At 65.6% G+C, this 16,422-nt stretch carries 13 protein-coding genes and 1 tRNA gene; 6 read left to right on the top strand and 8 right to left on the bottom strand.

What is annotated here, in order from left to right; genetic code table 11:
- Nucleotides 1-49 precede the first annotated feature (49 nt).
- The 3 genes from rpsG to O6Y00_RS16690 form a co-directional block, all read right to left on the bottom strand.
- Nucleotides 50-520, bottom strand: coding sequence for a 30S ribosomal protein S7 (rpsG, locus tag O6Y00_RS16700; protein ID WP_031393769.1), 471 nt, complete (start codon nucleotides 518-520; stop codon nucleotides 50-52).
- Between the two features lie 53 nt (nucleotides 521-573).
- Nucleotides 574-945, bottom strand: coding sequence for a 30S ribosomal protein S12 (gene rpsL, locus O6Y00_RS16695; protein ID WP_010164594.1), 372 nt, complete (start codon nucleotides 943-945; stop codon nucleotides 574-576).
- A 415-nt stretch (nucleotides 946-1,360) separates the two neighbouring features.
- Nucleotides 1,361-2,374: an alpha/beta fold hydrolase gene (locus tag O6Y00_RS16690; protein ID WP_353443728.1), complete on the bottom strand. Its 1,014-nt coding sequence runs from the start codon at nucleotides 2,372-2,374 to the stop codon at nucleotides 1,361-1,363.
- A 166-nt stretch (nucleotides 2,375-2,540) separates the two neighbouring features.
- Here O6Y00_RS16690 and O6Y00_RS16685 point away from each other — a divergent pair.
- The 6 genes from O6Y00_RS16685 (at nucleotide 2,541) to O6Y00_RS16660 (ending at nucleotide 9,160) form a co-directional block, all read left to right on the top strand.
- Nucleotides 2,541-2,617 (top strand) — tRNA-Trp (locus O6Y00_RS16685).
- Nucleotides 2,618-3,158: 541 nt separating this feature from the next.
- The gene (gene secE / locus O6Y00_RS16680; RefSeq protein ID WP_056486886.1) at nucleotides 3,159-3,356 is read left to right on the top strand and encodes a preprotein translocase subunit SecE; all 198 of its coding nucleotides are present in this window, start codon (nucleotides 3,159-3,161) and stop codon (nucleotides 3,354-3,356) included.
- A 13-nt stretch (nucleotides 3,357-3,369) separates the two neighbouring features.
- Nucleotides 3,370-3,906: a transcription termination/antitermination protein NusG gene (gene nusG / locus O6Y00_RS16675; RefSeq protein WP_055872668.1), complete on the top strand. Its 537-nt coding sequence runs from the start codon at nucleotides 3,370-3,372 to the stop codon at nucleotides 3,904-3,906.
- A gap of 331 nt (nucleotides 3,907-4,237) precedes the next feature.
- Complete coding sequence (locus O6Y00_RS16670) at nucleotides 4,238-4,603, top strand: bleomycin resistance protein (RefSeq protein WP_353443727.1); 366 nt, start codon at nucleotides 4,238-4,240, stop codon at nucleotides 4,601-4,603.
- A 313-nt stretch (nucleotides 4,604-4,916) separates the two neighbouring features.
- Nucleotides 4,917-7,808 carry a DUF2339 domain-containing protein gene (locus O6Y00_RS16665; RefSeq protein ID WP_353443726.1) on the top strand — a complete coding sequence of 964 codons (2,892 nt, stop codon included), beginning with the start codon at nucleotides 4,917-4,919 and terminating at the stop codon, nucleotides 7,806-7,808.
- Nucleotides 7,805-9,160 (top strand): DUF3999 family protein, encoded by a 1,356-nt coding sequence (locus tag O6Y00_RS16660; protein WP_353443725.1) that lies wholly within the window; start codon nucleotides 7,805-7,807, stop codon nucleotides 9,158-9,160. The genes O6Y00_RS16665 and O6Y00_RS16660 overlap by 4 nt, the downstream gene beginning before the upstream one ends.
- A gap of 220 nt (nucleotides 9,161-9,380) precedes the next feature.
- Here O6Y00_RS16660 and tri1 read toward each other — a convergent pair whose 3' ends face one another.
- From tri1 to kduI, 5 genes are all read right to left on the bottom strand, one after another.
- On the bottom strand, nucleotides 9,381-10,481 hold the full coding sequence (gene tri1 / locus O6Y00_RS16655) for an ADP-ribosylarginine hydrolase Tri1 (protein WP_353443724.1): 1,101 nt from the start codon (nucleotides 10,479-10,481) through the stop codon (nucleotides 9,381-9,383).
- Nucleotides 10,481-14,086, bottom strand: a complete 3,606-nt coding sequence (locus tag O6Y00_RS16650) for a DUF4123 domain-containing protein (RefSeq protein WP_353443723.1) — start codon at nucleotides 14,084-14,086, stop codon at nucleotides 10,481-10,483. Before O6Y00_RS16650 ends, tri1 begins: the two co-directional genes overlap by 1 nt.
- 14 nt (nucleotides 14,087-14,100) lie before the next feature.
- Entirely contained in the window at nucleotides 14,101-14,436 is a 336-nt protein-coding gene (locus O6Y00_RS16645; RefSeq protein ID WP_353443722.1) for a PAAR domain-containing protein, read from the bottom strand.
- A gap of 193 nt (nucleotides 14,437-14,629) precedes the next feature.
- Nucleotides 14,630-15,385 carry a 2-dehydro-3-deoxy-D-gluconate 5-dehydrogenase KduD gene (kduD, locus tag O6Y00_RS16640; protein ID WP_353443721.1) on the bottom strand — a complete coding sequence of 252 codons (756 nt, stop codon included), beginning with the start codon at nucleotides 15,383-15,385 and terminating at the stop codon, nucleotides 14,630-14,632.
- Between the two features lie 117 nt (nucleotides 15,386-15,502).
- Nucleotides 15,503-16,345, bottom strand: coding sequence for a 5-dehydro-4-deoxy-D-glucuronate isomerase (gene kduI / locus O6Y00_RS16635; protein WP_353443720.1), 843 nt, complete (start codon nucleotides 16,343-16,345; stop codon nucleotides 15,503-15,505).
- Nucleotides 16,346-16,422 lie beyond the last annotated feature (77 nt).

The following is a 16,422-nucleotide window of genomic DNA, read 5'->3' as shown; positions in this document are numbered from 1 at the left end:
CAATGCTAGGCTTCAAAGCCCGCTGTTACCAGCGGCAGGAAGCCCGCTGTTACCAGCGGTAGTGCGAGAATGCACGGTTGGCTTCCGCCATCCGGTGCGTATCTTCACGCTTCTTGACCGCGTTGCCACGGTTGTTGGCGGCATCCATCAGCTCACCCGACAGCCGTGCGGCCATCGTGTTCTCGCTGCGAGAACGCGCCGCACCGATCAGCCAGCGAATCGCCAGCGCCTGTGCACGCTCGGGACGAACCTCGACCGGCACCTGGTACGTTGCACCACCGACGCGGCGCGAACGGACTTCGATGCCCGGCTTCACGTTGTTCAGCGCATCGTGGAAAACGCCGATCGGATCGCGCTTGGCGCGGCTCTCGACGGTTTCGAATGCACCGTACACGATCAGCTCCGCGACGGACTTCTTGCCGTCCAGCATGACGCTGTTCATGAACTTCGACAGAACCTCATCCCCGAACTTGGGATCAGGCAGGATGACCCGCTTTTCGGGACGACGACGACGTGCCATTTTGTATTCCTTCTAAACTTCAGCCTTGATGATCGCAAATATGAGCGATCGGCTTACTTCGGACGCTTGGCGCCGTACTTGGAACGCGACTGACGCCGGTCCTTCACACCCTGTGTATCGAGCACGCCGCGCAGGACGTGATAGCGAACACCGGGAAGATCGCGGACACGACCGCCACGGATCAGGACAACCGAATGCTCCTGAAGATTGTGGCCCTCGCCCGGGATGTAGCTGATGACTTCGCGCTGGTTGGTCAGGCGAACCTTGGCCACCTTGCGCAGAGCCGAGTTCGGCTTCTTCGGGGTCGTCGTGTAGACGCGCGTGCACACGCCACGCTTCTGCGGATTTGCTTCCATCGCAGGGACCTTCGACTTGGCCTTCTGCGGATCGCGGCCCTTGCGGACCAGCTGGTTGATCGTCGGCATTGAAGCCTTCACCTTTCAAGTGGTTACTTTGCTGGAGCCATGAGGCGCCTGAGAATACAAAAAGGACCATAGGAACGCGGGAGCGCCCCTCAGGTCCTGGAATGCATCCAGCAATGTTCAAGCATGCCCGGCGGGAAAGACTCCCGAAGAACAGGCCGCGCCTATAGGTCAGGACGGGGGTGAGGTCAACGGGGTGGAATCGGTTTGGGGCTGGCGAAGGATTGGCTTCGTGGGCAGAGACAATGGCTCACGCGAATCCAACGACGACACCTCTCTCATCCTCCCCCGCCAGGGGGAGGTGGCACCGCAGGTGACGGAGGGAGAGGAACGCGCAACATACGTTGTCGCCCCCTCCCCCTCCGTCTGGCAAGGGCCAGCCACCTCCCCCTGGCGGGGGAGGATCAAGAGGTTCCGGCTACCGCGAACGCGTCCCGAGCACCGCCAGCAGCGTCTTCTCGAATCGCGCAGGATCCTCGACCTGCGGCGAGTGGCCCAGCCCCTCGAGCATCACCAGGTTCGCATTCGGCATCTGCTTCACCGCCCGCGGTGCGACCATCGGCACCGGCTCGAGGAACTTGCGCAAGTTCGCCGGCGCCTGCGCACGGCCGAACGCGGTCTTGTCCAGCGTCCCGACGATCAAAGTCGTCGACGGCGTGATCCGGTACAGCTCATGCGCGACCGATTGCGTCTTGATCATCTCGCTCGTCTTGGCCTGCGCAAGGGCAACGGTGTCGCGCCCTGCTCCCTGGTACATGCCCGCCTGCATCCAGACCCAGCGATCATAGGACGGCTTCCACACACCGTGGTAATAGTTCTCGAGCTGATACGCCTTGATCGACGCGTAGCTCGTCTTCTTCTCGTTCGCCCAGAGCGTATCGACATCGGTATAGGGCACGCCCTCCTCGCCGCGATCCTTCAGGCCGAGCGGATTGACGAGCACCAGCTTCTCGACCGACGCCGGATAAAGAATGGCGTACCGCATCGCGAGCATCCCGCCCATCGAATGACCGACGAACATGGCCCGCGTGATGCCGCGCGATTCGAGCAGCCGCTTGGTGAACGTCGCCAGCATCTCGAAGCTATATTGTGCCGCGCGGGGCTTGGACGATTTGCAGAAGCCGATCTGGTCGGGGACGATCACCCGGTAGCCGACCTCGCTCAGCGCCCGTGCGGTGCTGCCCCAGGTCGCGCCGCAGAAATTCTTGCCGTGGAGTAGCACGACCGTGCGGCCATTGGGGCGCTGTGGCGCGATATCCATGAACGCCATCTGCGCAGGGCTGCCGACGATATCGACTTCCATCGTCTGCACCGGCCACGGATAGGTGAAGCGTTCGAGCTGCGGCCCCAGGTCCGGCACCTGCGGAACTGGCCCCGCCCCCATGAGCACCGCCGCGACCGGCAGCGCCAGCATCATCAATCCCGCCTTCATAGTATACGCTTCCCACATCCAACGAGACGGCTTTAAGGTTAACGGGGAAATCACACATCGCGCAACGCATCATCCTTACGACGATAGTTGCGGGACGCTTCCAGGACGAATTGCACGCGAGACGCTTGCCCTTACCGAAAACGCTGGGTAAGGGGCGCGTCCGTGTAGGAGTGTAGCTCAGTTGGTTAGAGCGTCGGTCTCCAAAACCGAAGGCCCTCGGTTCGAATCCGAGCACTCCTGCCACCCCCTTTAAAATCCTTGGCAAAAATCGCGGCGATTGCGCTTGCTGCTTTAGCGCGTCCATCACGATTGCAGAAATTGCATTTCATAATGCAATTTTCGCAATTGATCTATGATGTGCTGCGATGCACAACGATAAGGCCTTTCAGGCATCCTCTCCTAAAAACTTTCACGGCCGGTCTTGTACCGGCCTTTTTTTTCGTCCGCGTTCGGCGTACACCTCGGGTGCCGTCGTCAAGCCGAACGATAAATAGAAACCGTGGGAGCGGAGCCGCCGGTCAAACCGGCACCGGCAAGACGATCGTGCGGGGGATCGAGTGACCCAAGCGCTCTCCCCCGCCACTTCTCCCGGCTACCGCTGTGTCGCTTTCGATACGACGCCCACCCCTCTCCTGCCGCGCACTTGCTTTCACGACGGGTGGAAGCTATCTGCCGCGCTTCCGACAGCGAGGACGGACCTGCCGCCGCTGCCCTTCACAGGGAGCGGCTAGTGGGTCTATGCCTCGCATCCCAAGTTTCTCAATCAGCGGGTGCGAAGAACATCGTGGCGAAAACGTCCCCACTCGAATTCATCCAGCAGGTCCGCAACGAGACCGCGAAGGTCACGTGGCCGACGCGTCGCGAGACGGTCATGACCGGCGTGATGGTGGTGATCATGACGACGATCCTCGCGGTCTTCTTCTTCGGCGTCGACTCGATCCTGCAAGCGATCGTTTCCCTCCTCCTCAAACTCGCTCAGTAAGCAAGGTTCCGTCATGGCGCGCTGGTACATCATTCACGCCTATTCGGGCTTCGAGGGCAAGGTCCGCGACTCGATCATGGCCGAGGCGACCCGGATGGGTCTCGAACAGCTCGTCGAGCAGATCGAAGTCCCGACCGAAACCACCACCGAGGCCCGTCGCGGGAAGAAGATCGCGGTCGAGCGCAAGTTCATGCCGGGCTACGTGCTGGCAAAGCTGAACATGAACGACGACGTGTATCACCTGGTGAAGAACACGCCGAAGGTCACCGGCTTCCTCGGCAGCATGGGCAAGCCGCAGGCGATCAGCGAGGCGGAAGCCACGCGGATGCTGAACAGCAAGGAAGAAGCCGCCGCTGCGCCCAAGCAGAAGGTCAAGGTCGACTACGAGATCGGCGATCAGGTCAAGGTCCTCGACGGCCCGTTCGCGACGTTCAACGGGCTTGTGGAAGAACTCGACTTCGACCGCAGCCGCGTCAAGGTTTCGGTGTCGATCTTCGGGCGTGCGACGCCGGTCGAGCTCGAGTTCGAGCAGGTCGAACGCTCGAAGTGATCCGCTGCCGGGTGGCATAGCCATCCGGCGTAACCGATCGACGCCGACCGCCTTGGCAAGCGAGCGCGGAATCTGGTCTGGACGGCTAGGCTCGTCTGGACTTTCATCTCGGTGACTAGTTCGCGCGGCGATCGATCGCGGCAATCGGTCGACGTCGCGCTCCGCCGCACCGGCCACTATAGCCGATGTCTTGAACCGCGGCCGATATGGCTTGCTTCATCCGCCTGTCCTGCAACGTGTCGCCAACGAAGCCGAGGGCCGCAGGTCCGCGATTGCGGGCTTCGGCCCCTGTGGTATGACGATGAGCGTTGCCGTCAACGGAGCGTGACGCTTGCCTGACACCGCCACGCCTAACCTGCCGTCACGAGATTTCGAGGCGACGGCTATGTTCTTCGGGAAGCTGGGGTTCGTCGAAACATGGCGTGATGCCGGTTGGATGATCCTGCGACATGGCGACATGACGCTGGAGTTTTTTCCGTATCCCGACTTGGATCCCGCCGGCAGTTCGTTCAGCTGCTGTTTCCGGATGGGCGACGTTGGTACGTTCTATACGATGATCCTGGCTGCGGGTGTCGCAGAGAAAAACAGCGGTTGGCCGCGAGCGCATAAGCCGAAGCCGGAACCATGGGGCGGCTTCGTCGGCGCGCTGATCGATCCAGACGGAACATTGATCCGTCTGGTTCAATCTCCCGACTGAATAACGGTTTTCCCGAATGACGTTGCCACAGCCTCGACCGTGCAGCATCGCGCACCGTTCGTTCGGAACAAGGGTTCGCTCGAATTCGTCGCAACTCGGCTGGCCTTTCACAAGCTTAGCTGGAACGCGCCATGACTGTACTCATGCCGACGCCATCGAAAATCGGGTTCGAAGCGAAAGACTAGAACAGTGTTGAGGCGATCTGCGCGGTGACGATAGGCAGGTGCACGTCACGCTAGCACTCGACCCATTGATGCAGGTGCGGCATGTACACGCCGACTTGGCGTGGCTGCCAGGCGGGGGGCGCGTACAGATGATCGTTTGGGCAGGGATGATCGGTGCGTTGATCGGCTGGATCTTCGCCGATTTCGAGACGTGGGGCATGATCGTCGGCGGACTGATTGGGCTCGTCGCCGGCCTGGGCTTGCGGCGCGGCGTCCGCAGCGAGGTGGCACAGGCGACCCGTGCGCTCCAGGCCCAGATCGACGCACTGATCGCGCGGAGCGCTACCGAGTCTGCAAGACCGGTCGAGCCGATACAGGCCCCGGTCGATGTCGCTCCGCCACCCGCACCCCGCGCCGCGACCGGCGCTGCCGCCGTCATCGGCGCGGCGGAACCCGATCAAGCCGCTCCCCCAAGCATCTGGGCCACCTCGCCACGCGAGGCGAACGCCGCGAGCGCCCGACGCGATCGCCTACCGGCAGCACCGGCGGAACCGGGCATCGTCGCGGCGGCCGTCACTGCTGCCGTCACCGCGGCCAAGGACTGGGTGTTCGGCGGCAACACGATCGTTCGCGTCGGCCTGATCATCCTGTTCGTCGGCCTGTCGTTCCTGGCAAGCTATGCGACCTCCGCCGGTCTTTTCCCGATCGAGTTTCGGCTGGCGCTGGTCGTCGCGGTCGGCATCGCGCTGCTCGTGGTCGGCTTCCGCACGCGAGAGAGCCGGCCCGGCTTCGGCCTCGCGCTGCAAGGCGGCGGTATCGCGACGATCTATCTCACGCTGTTCGCCGCCGCCAAGCTCTATACCCTCTTTCCTATCGCCGCGGCGTTCGTGCTGATGATCGTGGTCTGCGCGCTCGGCTGCGCGCTGGCGCTCTTGCAGCGATCGCAGGCGCTTGCGGTCACGGCCTTCGCGGGGGGCTTTGCGGTGCCGCTGTTGCTCGCCGGCGATGGCGGCAACATCGTCGTGGTGTTCGCGTATTACACCATTCTCAATCTCGCGATCCTGTTCGTCGCGCAGCAGCAGTCATGGCGCATCCTCAACCTGCTCGGTTTCTTCGCCACGTTCGGCGTGGCGACGCTGTGGGGGACGACCAGCTACCAGCCGGCCGACTTCGTCGCCGCGCAGGGTTTTCTGATCGTCTCGGTGCTGATCTACGTCGCGACCGCCATTCTCTATAGCCGCGAAACGCCGGGAAGGTTCAGCAACGTCGTCGATACGACGTTGCTGTTCGGACCGGCGATGGCTGGCTTCGGGTTGCAGGTCGGCCTGGTCCATGATCGTCCATTCGGCAGTGCGTTCGCCGCGCTCGGATTTGCGGCACTGTACCTCGGGGTCGCGGGCTGGACGATGCGCTACCGCCGCGACGCGTTCCGGGTGATGAACGAGACGATGCTGGCGATCGGCATCGGCTTCGTCACGCTCGCGGTACCGCTGGCACTCGGCGCACGCTGGACATCGGCGGCGTGGGCGCTCGAAGGCGCGGGCGCGTTCTGGGTCGGCATGCGACGGGCGCGCTGGATGCCACGAATGTTCGGGATCCTCCTCCAGATGATCGCCGCGCTGATCTACCTCGGGGGTGTTTCCGGCACCATCTCGGCCATCCCGCTGGCTAATCCGGGCTTTGTCGGGGCGATGCTGATAGCCTTGGCGGCGCTGGCAACGGCATGGTGGCTGCGCCAACCGCCGCAGCATAGCGGATCGCGATGGGCAAAGGCCTATGCCCCGATCGAGGCGATGCTGGGCGCACCCGCATTCATGGTCGGCTTCACCTTCTGGTGCCTGGCATGGTTCGCCGAGATCATCCGCATGGCGCCGCCGCGTGCCGCCGGCCTGACGATCGCGCCGGTCTTCGATCCCGGGCTGCAACCGCTGCTGATGCTGACGGCGTTCGGCGGCAGCGCCTGGGTCGCGCTGATCCTCGCGCACCGGTGGCGCTGGCCGGTCGCGCGCCTGCCCAGCTACACGATGCTGATCGCGCTGGTGCTGACCTTCACGGTCACCGCGGGTGTCGGGCGCCATGTCCTCCACACACCCGACTGGGCGCTGTGGGTCGTCGCGATCCTGCTGCACATATGGATGCTGTACCGCAACGATAGCGAGACGGCCGCGACCGACCACCATGCCCTGGCGGGCATCATCCATGTCGGCGGCGTGTGGTTCGCGACCGCGATGCTCGCGGACGTCCTGTGGACCGCGATCGACGGCGCGCGGCTGTGGAGCACCGCCTGGGCGGAGGTCACGCTGCTGTTCGCAACCGTCGCGGTGCTCGTGGCCCTGACATGGTCGGCCGGACGCGCGATGCGGAACGTGGCAGCGCCGGCGGAACCGAAGACCGGCGCGCGGTGGCCGCTCGATCGGCACGCCATGGCCTATGGCTGGTATGCCGCAGTCCCGATCGCCGTGCTGGTCTATCTCGGTGCGATGGTGACGGCGCTCATCTCGTCGGGCAATGCCGCGCCATTGCCCTATCTGCCGCTGCTCAACCCGGTCGACCTGACGCTCGGACTGTCGCTCGCCGCGCTGGAACTGTGGCGTCGGTCCCTGCTCGCGGCGGTGCCGATGCCACCCGGGGCGGCGACGCTAGGCAACCCCGTGGCGCTTGCCGCGCTGGCGGGTCTCGCCTTCGTCATCGTCAACACGGTGTGGCTCAGGTTCGCGCACCAGATGCTCGGGGTCGCGTGGAACGGCGGCGCGCTGCTCGACAGCGTCATCGTCCAGACCGGGCTGGCGATCCTCTGGACGTCGCTCGCCTTGGCGTTGATGGTCCTCGCGTCCCGCCGTGCGCAGCGCAGCCTGTGGCTGGTCGGCGCGGGGCTGCTCGCACTGACCGTGGCCAAGCTTCTGCTCGTCGATCTGAACGCCGCAGGCGGTGGTGCTCGGATCGTCGCCTTCATCGTGGTCGGCGTGTTGATGCTGGTGGTCGGCTATCTCGCGCCATTGCCGCCCAAGCCGACGGTCGTTGAGAAGGGCCTCACGACATGATGCGCAGCCTGAGACTTGCCGGCATGGTACTGGCGCTGGGGGCACTCGTTGCCGCAGCGCCAGCGGCACAGAGCGACGACCCGCACGCCTATGCAATGCGCATCCCGATCGTCGTCGGTTCCAGATCGACCGTCCAGAGACTGGCGATCCCGGCGGCGGCGCTCGCCGCTTCACGAACCGCGAACCTGGCCGACGTCCGCGTCTTCGATGCCGCCGACCGGCCGATGCCGATCGCGCGCGTCGCCCCCGCCGCCGGCCCGGCGCAACGCTACGATTTGGTTACGCTGCCGATCCTCGGCGCCGCCGACGCGTTGACGATCACCGGCGTATCGTTGCGGCTCGACGGCGAAGGCCACGCGCGCGCAACGCAGATCGACGGCACCCCTGCCGGTCGCCCGACAGATTCCGTAATCCTCGGCGTTCTGCTCGATACGCGCGCAATCAAGCAGAGCGCGAGGGCCCTGCTGCTCGACGCCGACATGCCGGAGGCGCAACCCGTGACCTTCACCGTCGAGGCGAGCGCCGACTTGAAGGACTGGCGACCACTCGCCGAGCAGGTCGTATACCGAACCCCGGGTCACACGCCGCCGCGCCTGAACCTCGGCGATACCGCGCTCGAAAACGAGTATATCCGCATCACTTGGCGCGCCGCGTCGCGCCTGCTGGCACCGGTGACGGTACGGAAGGCGGTGCTGCTGACCCGTCCCGCCGCGGCTGCCGCGGTGTCGATCGCCGCGTCGCTGCCGCCCCTCGGCGACGCTCATGCGGCAGAATTCGCGATGCCGTCCGCAAGCGCGCTCGACACGATTCAGATCGTCCCGACGGGCACCGACATGATCATACCCGTCCGCATATTCGGCCGTGACGATCGCGAGCGGTCCTGGACTCTGCTGGGTACCGGCACGGCCGTGGCTGCCATCACCAGCGCGACCGCAACCCGGAGCATCGCGCTGGATGGGGGACCATACCGCATGATCCGGATCGAAGCGGACGCGCGGTCGGCCGGTTTCACCTCACCGCCATTGATTCACCTGGGGTTCTCGCCACGCGCCATCCTCTTCGTTGCTGCCGGCAAGCCCCCGTACATCCTGGCGAGTGGTCGAGCGGGAGCAACCGACTTGTACCTGCCCGCTGAAACCGTGATGACCCAGGCATCAAACGGTTCGGTATCGTCAGCCACCGTCCAGGCGCCGCAAGGTACGTTGCAGCTCGCAGCGGTAAGCGATGCGAACGCGCTCCGGCGTCAAATGCTGTTATGGAGCATTCTGCTGGTCGCCACCGCCCTGCTCGCCACGATGGCATGGCGAGTCTGGAAGCACGGTATCGCCAGTCGTGCCGGCCCGAATTCATAGGCCCTGACGCCGACACTCGCTTCGGCCGGTGTCGGTGCAGTCGCCGGAAGCAACCGGCCATGCTCGCAACACGCTCCCGCCGCCGGCCCTGAAAAGCCGGCCACTCGCGGCGATCGATCTCATTCGGGTTGTCCGAGACCTGGGTACTTCGCACAGCGATTCGGGCGACTGGGCGGGCTCGATGGTCAGGGCTATGCCAGCGGCGATCCGCCCGGCATGATCAGCCCGTTGCCATGCCCGACGCGAACAGTTGATCAGCGCGGTCCGCGATCGAGTCGCTCCAGGCCAGCGTATCGAGCCAGCGCGCGGGAATGGCCGAAGCCCCGTAGATGGCGCCCGCCAGTTGTCCGGTAGCGCAGGCGACGCTGTCCGCATCGTCGCCTAGATTGGCGGCCAACAGCACCGCATCGGCGAAAGTGTCGGTGTGCCAGATGCTCCACAACGCGGCTTCCAGCGTATCGACGACGTAACCCGACGAACGGATCTGGTCGCGGTGCTTCTCGCGGTATTCGCCGGCGTTGATGATCTGCGCGCGAGGCGGTAGCGACGCGACCTTGGGCGCGAGGACCGTGTCGCGAGACCCACCGCGGAGCGCATGGTGCATCTGCATGGCGAAGAGCTGGCAACAGGATAGCGCATCGGGCGCCGCATGCGTGACCCGGCTCTGCGCCGCAGCAAGATGCCAGCTTCGCTTGAGGGAGCCGCGATAGGCGATCGCGATCGGGGCAATGCGCACCAGCGAGCCGTTGCCCGCCGTGTCTGCCTTGAAGTTGCCCTGCCACTGCCCGTCCGTCGCTTCCTGCCCCTCGATGGCGGTCCGCGTCGCATTGCCGATGTCGAAGCAGTGGCCCAGCACGCTGTTGTATCCGTCGCGATACCACCGCACGAGCAGCCGCGCGAAGCTGCGCGCCTGGAAGTCGCTATCGGTGTTCAGCGCATCGGCCAGGCACAGCGCCATGCTGGTATCGTCGGTCCACTGGCCCGGCTCTAGCCCGAACGGACCGCCGCCGACCATGTCCGTAACGTGCCCCGAATCCCGTGCACGAAACTCGAGCGTCGTGCCGATCGCGTCGCCGACCGCCATGCCGAGCATGGCCCCGCGCGCCCGATCGCGCGCTTCGTCGAGCGACACATGGTCGGGCATGGTATCGAGCCACGACTCCACCTCCGGCTCGCCCCGCGCCTGCTGCCGTTCGGCCTCGGTCACATCGATCATCCCCATGCGCATGCGGAGTCCGGCGGACCAGGGAGGCGAGAGATGCTTATAGTGCGCACGAACATAGTCCATGAGCTCGGCTTCGCCGGCGTGCAGATCGATCACTATGGAATTTCCCTGATGTTCACGAGCGTCTGGCCACTGGGCGTGGTGACCCGGTCCAGCACCTCGAATTGCGTCCCGGGTTTGAAGAGGACTTCTGTCTCGGGAAAATTGGAGAACGCGGAGATGTCCCGGCCGCTTGTACCCTGTACCGTCTCGATCAGATTGCCGTCGAAAGCCCTGTTGGGATCGACGGCGGTGCTCTTGGGCGCCGCGTCCGCCACGATCGAACCAGGCTTATAGCCGTCCAGCACGCTTTGCGGCGGCGTGCTGCCGCGCGTGCTGACCCCGTCATAGGGCGGCAGCCGGTCCATGCCTTCGGTCAGGTGCGTCGAGAAGGCTTCGGTCTCCGGCGTCATCGCGGTCTGTCCACGCAAGGCCGGATTGAGCTGGGTATAGCCTTCGTTGGTGGTGTAACCATGGATAGCCGCGACCTGATCGTCGCTCAGATGCGAGATGTCCACGCCCTTGGCGGCAGCATTGCCTCGTCCAGCCGTGGTCCATTGGTTCGCTCTGCTCGGCCCCACGGCTTCGGTCATCGACATCGATGCGCGCGTGGCGGGCGCTGCCGCCGGAGCTGGCCGCGACGCGGGGGGCGTGCGGGCGGACAGCCTCCCAGCCACGTAGCGCCCCAGGCCTGCCGTACCCGCGCCCAAGGCTATGGCGATGGCGGCATGGTTCCAGTTCCACGGCTGACCGGTGGCGAGAACGTCGCCCGCATAGCCGATCAGGCCGCTTCCGGCTCCGACTGCGGCATAGGCCGCCACCCCCGCCGTCGCTGGCAGGAACACGAACGGCAGCGCGGCCAGGGCGCCGACCCCCGCGCCCTTGAGCGCCGCGAGCGCGATGCAGGAGGCGCAGAAGCTTTCCTGGTTGAGCGCCTCGTTCAGTCCCATGCTCACCGCACCGGCCGCCGCGCCCGCCGCCACCGTGGTGATGCCAGCGGCCAGCATGGTGCCCGCGGCAATGCCGAGCGCGGGCAGGACGATCGGCGCGGCGATCACCACCACCGCCGCAACGGCCACCCCGGCCACAACTGCCAGCGCCGTCTTCCACCACAGGCCTAGCGGATCGGCTTGGTGCAGCGGATTGTTGCCTGCGTAGAGGTATGGGTTCAGGCCGCCAGCCACGCCGATCGGATCGCGGCTGATGTAGCGGCCGATCTGCGGATCGTAATAGCGGAACCGGTTATAGTGCAGCCCGATCCCGAACTCATCGTCAGCATACTGTCCCGGCAGGCGCAACGGTTGTGCGATCTCCGCCACCAACGGCCGGGCGCGACCGAATGCAGACAGTTCGGCTTCCCACACGATGCGGCCACCCGGTGCGGTAAGCCGCACCGGCGCACCCAGCGTATCATTGTGGTAGCGGAAGATCGCGCCATCCTGCCGCAACAGGAACGGCGTGTAGCTTTGCGGCCAGTAGAAATAGTCGCGCGTCGAGATCGCCGGCGGGTCACCCGGCACCTGCACCGTCTCGACCACTTCGCGGATCAGCTGCTCGCCGGCCCAGTGAAAACGGGTCAGCGTGTCCCATGCGCCGTGGCGCGCGCGCTTCCAGACGCGGCGGCCCAGCGGATCATAGCCGAAGGTGATGCGCCGGCCCTGATGATCCTCGGCGAGTATCAGCCGCTCGAAACCATCGTAGCGGAAGCGCCACGTCCCCTCCGGCCCGGAGCGTTCGACCAGCGCGCCCGACGCGTCGTGGCGGAACTGCCGTTCGCCCTCGGCCACCAGGCGGTTGCCGGCGTCGAACAGGGCGGCGGCACCGCATGCGCCGGTACGGTTGCCCGCGCCGTCATAGCCGAACCACTCGTTGTGGCCCGAACTGCGCGTGACGGAGAGGATCTGTCCTTCGGCGTCGTGCACATAGCTGGAGTCGCCGATGCGACTGTCCCGACATTCCTCCAGCCGGTCCTCGCCATCGCGGACGTAGCTGACGTCGCAGAGCACGCCGCCGGGAGTCTCGACGCGTGATGCGACGGTGAAGCCGGTGGTGTCCTGCCAGTTCGTCGTCACGACGCCGTCCGGTCCGGTCAGGCGCCAGCCGGCGTCCGCGTCGGCATAGGAGATCGCATAGCGCCCGCCCGTCCAGTCGGTCAGTTCCTGCAACCGCTGGTCGACATCGCGGCGCCAATCGACCCTCTGCCCATCGGGATAGGTCAGGCCGACCTGCCCGCTCTCGTCATGATGGTACAGCACGACCGTATCACCCTGACGCTCCTCGGTCAGGCGCCCGGCGGCGTCGTAGGTCCACGCCAGCGCGGTCTCGGAATTGTTGGCGGCGACGAGGCGGCCGGCTTCGTCATACGCGAAGCCGGCTTCGCTACCGTCGTCGGCGACGATCCGCGTCGGCCGCCCCGCATCGTCACATTCGACATCCAGCACCGATCCGTTCGTGCGGGTAAGTCGCGCCAGATGCCCGGCGGGATCGTAGCGATAGGCTTCCCGCCCGCCATCGGCGAAACACGTCGCCGCGACCCGGTCGTTCGCATCATAGTCGACGTGCGTGACACTGCCGCCGCCGTCCTCGATGGCAGTGAGCCGGTGGCCGTCATAGCCGAAGCGCTCGACGCGCCCCAGCCGATCACGCCGTGCGGCAATCAGGTCGCCATCCGGATCGTTCAGCGCCGCACTGCCCTGAAGATGGTAGAGCGTGTGCGCCGCGCTGCCGTCGGGGAAGTCCAGCTGCTCGGTCCGGCCAAGCCGATCGTGTCTGGCCTGAAAACGTGGCTGCCCATCGCGCGCGACCTGCTCGACCCGACCCTGAGCGTCGTAGCCGATCGTCAGCGTCGATCCGGAGGGGGTGCGGAGTTCGGCGAGCTTGCCGTCTTCGCGATTACGCATGGTCCAGCGACGCCCCAGCGGGCTCGTCACGCCATCGACCAACCCGTCCTGCGCGAGCGAAAGGCGCATGGCGCCATTGTTCGGGGTGCGGACCAGCACCGCGTCCTCATCCGGTGCCAGCCTTGCACCGCCGGCCGGGAAGGTCGCCGCCAGGCGCGCGCCAACACCGTCGCGGCGTAGCGCCCGCACCTGCGCGGGACTGATCCGATAGCGGCCGCCCACCGGCCGACGCGCAGGCGTGTCCATGATCGCGAGATGCCGCCACATCCCGAAGACGGCGCCGTCCGGCTGGATCACGGCGAAGGTGGCGACGGGTCCGAAAAACGCGTTCAGCTCGTCCGGTTGCGAGGCCCGCAGGAACGCCGGAAGCAGCCGGGGGTCCCAGAACCGGAATAGCCACGCCTCGCCCTCCGGCGAGGATACGGTCAGCAGGCTGCGCAAATGTCGCCGGACGGTGTCCCAGCGTTCGGACGAGGTGAACAGACATCCCCACGCGTCGGCGCCGAAGCGCTCGTGCCATTCCGAAAGCAGCGTCGGGTCGACCCGTATCAGATACGGCGCCTTGTCGGCGTAGTTCTCGGCTGCCGTGCCCAGGTAAAGGCAAACCGCCCGCTCGGGGCCGAGCGCACGTGCCAGGTTCGGAAGATCGGGCGCGGCGCAGCCGTCGACGATGGCGAACAACTGCCCCTCCGCCGACGTTTCGCGGAGATAGGCCGGATCGACTTGCTGCACATGCAGCGCGAGTTGCGCGTTCGGAACCACCGTGGTCTGCAGCGTCAGCCGCGTACGAACGGCACGGCGTCGCGCTGCGCACGATCCAGCGTGGTCACGCGCTGCCGACCGCCGTTGCCGATGAAGACGGTTGCCGCGCCGGTGGTCAGCGCACCCTTGTGGCAAGTCGTATCGCCGATGCGTGCGGCGTGCGAATCCTCGATCATCACGGTCGGCGATCCGGACTCGATCTGCGTGTGGCCCCCGCCGCAGTTCAGCTTGTCACCGACCCGCGCCGCCGGCCGCCCTTCGATGAACACGGTCGGAGCACCGGTCATGATCGGACTGTTCCCGCCGTTGGGACATGCCTCCATATCCCCGATCCTGGCAGCTTGCGGCATGTCTTGTCTCCAATCACGTGCGGCACTTTCATACCAGAGCGCGGGCATGAGACAATCTGCTGTCGAATATCGTCAGCAATAGTCGCGCGAGGCAAACGCCGACGCCAGCACACGGCACCAGCCCATGTTGGCAACGTCGAACAGGGCCCGGTGCCTGCGACGCCCCGGGGTCAGGGGCGTCGCCAGCGCCGTGTCAGCGCGCGAGCCAGCCGCCATCGACCGCCAGGATATGGCCCTGGACATAGGTAGCGGCGGCGGAGGACAGGAAGACGGCCGCCCCGCCCAGATCGCTCGCATCGCCCCATTTGCCTGCCGGGATCCGGTCGAGGATCGACCGGTTGCGTGTCTCGTCGGCCTGCAGCGCGGCGGTGTTGTTGGTCGCGATATAGCCCGGCGCGATCGCGTTGACGTTGATGCCCTTGCTCGCCCATTCGTTCGCCAGCAGCTTGGTGAGACCACCGATCCCCGATTTCGACGCGGTGTAGCTCGGCACGCGAATGCCGCCCTGGAAGGTCAGCATCGAGGCGATGTTGACGATCTTGCCGCCACCGTTTGCGATCATGTGCCGCCCCGCCGCCTGGCACAGGAAGAACACCGACTTGAGGTTGGTGTCGACGACCGCGTCCCAGTCCTCCTCGGTAAAGTCGACCGCGTCCGCGCGGCGGATGATGCCGGCGTTGTTGATCAGGATGTCGAGCCCGCCAAGCCTGGCCACCGTCTCGTCGACGACGCGCTGTACGGGTTCGATCGTCGACAGGTCGGCCGAGACGATCTCGGCTTTCCGCCCGAGCACGCGGATCTGCGCGACGGTATCCTCGGCCGGCGTGCGACCGACGCACGCGACGTCGGCACCCGCGGCGGCAAGCGCGAGCGCGATCGCCTGGCCGATGCCGGTGTTCGCACCGGTGACGATGGCGACCTTGCCGGTCAGGTCGAAGGGATTTGTCATACGTCCTCGCTGATTCCCCTCCCGTTTGCGGGAGGGGCTAGGGGAGGGGAAATGCGGACCGACGCTCGTGGACACGCCCTCCCCCGACCCCTCCCGTGAGCGGGAGGGGGAAATAGGTCACGCCAGCTGGCAGATATCCAGGACGTTCATGTCGGTATAATCCTGGTTCTCGCCGGCCATCGCCCAGATGAACGCATAGGCCTTGGTGCCCGAACCCATGTGGATCGACCAGGGCGGGCTGATCACCGCCTCCTCGTTCGCCATGACGATGTGGCGGGTCGCCTCGCCCTCGCCCATGTAGTGGAACACGCGATCCTTCTCGAGATCGTCGAGCTCGAAGTAGAAATAGATCTCGCTGCGACGCTCGTGGATATGCGGCGGCATCGTGTTCCAGACGCTGCCCGGCTTCAACACCGTGAGGCCCATCACCAGCTGTGCGCTGTCGCAGATCCCGGGAATGACCATCTGGTAGATCGTCCGCTCGTTCGATTCTTCGAGGCTGCCGCGCTCCAGCGTGGTGGCATCGCCGACCGAGATCACGCGCGTCGTGAACGCCTTGTGCGCCGGGCACGACGCCAGATAGAAGCGCGCTCCGTCACCCGCGAACTGCACGTCCTTCGCGCCCATCGTCACGTACAGGCAATCCTTGTTGCCGAGCGTGAACGTCTCGCCGTCGACCGTGACGGTGCCGTCGACCTTGCCGACGTTGACGACCGCGAGTTCGCGACGCTCGAGAAACGGATGCCCCGCCGCCGATGCCGGCTCGGCCTGGTCGGGCAGCTTCACGCTGCCGCTCGCGACCGCGACGCCGCCGATCACGAAGCGTTCGGCATGCGTGTAGTTCAGCACGCATTCGCCGTCGCGGAACAGGTCCTGGATCAGATACCTGTCGCGCAGTTCGTCGTTGGAGACGCACTCCATCATGTCGGGATGCGTCGCGTAATAGGTGCGGTCGAACATAAAAGGCTCCGATGAAGTGTCGATGCCGGAAACGGCAGCTCGCGTGATGTCCTGCGATACCGGTAGGCATATTCTGG

Origin of the sequence: Sphingomonas faeni (genome assembly GCF_040407565.1) — a bacterium.
GTDB classification, from domain to species: Bacteria; Pseudomonadota; Alphaproteobacteria; order Sphingomonadales; family Sphingomonadaceae; genus Sphingomonas; species Sphingomonas faeni_F.
Note: the sequence above shows the minus strand (reverse complement) of the source record. Positions and strands in the feature narration are given on the sequence as shown.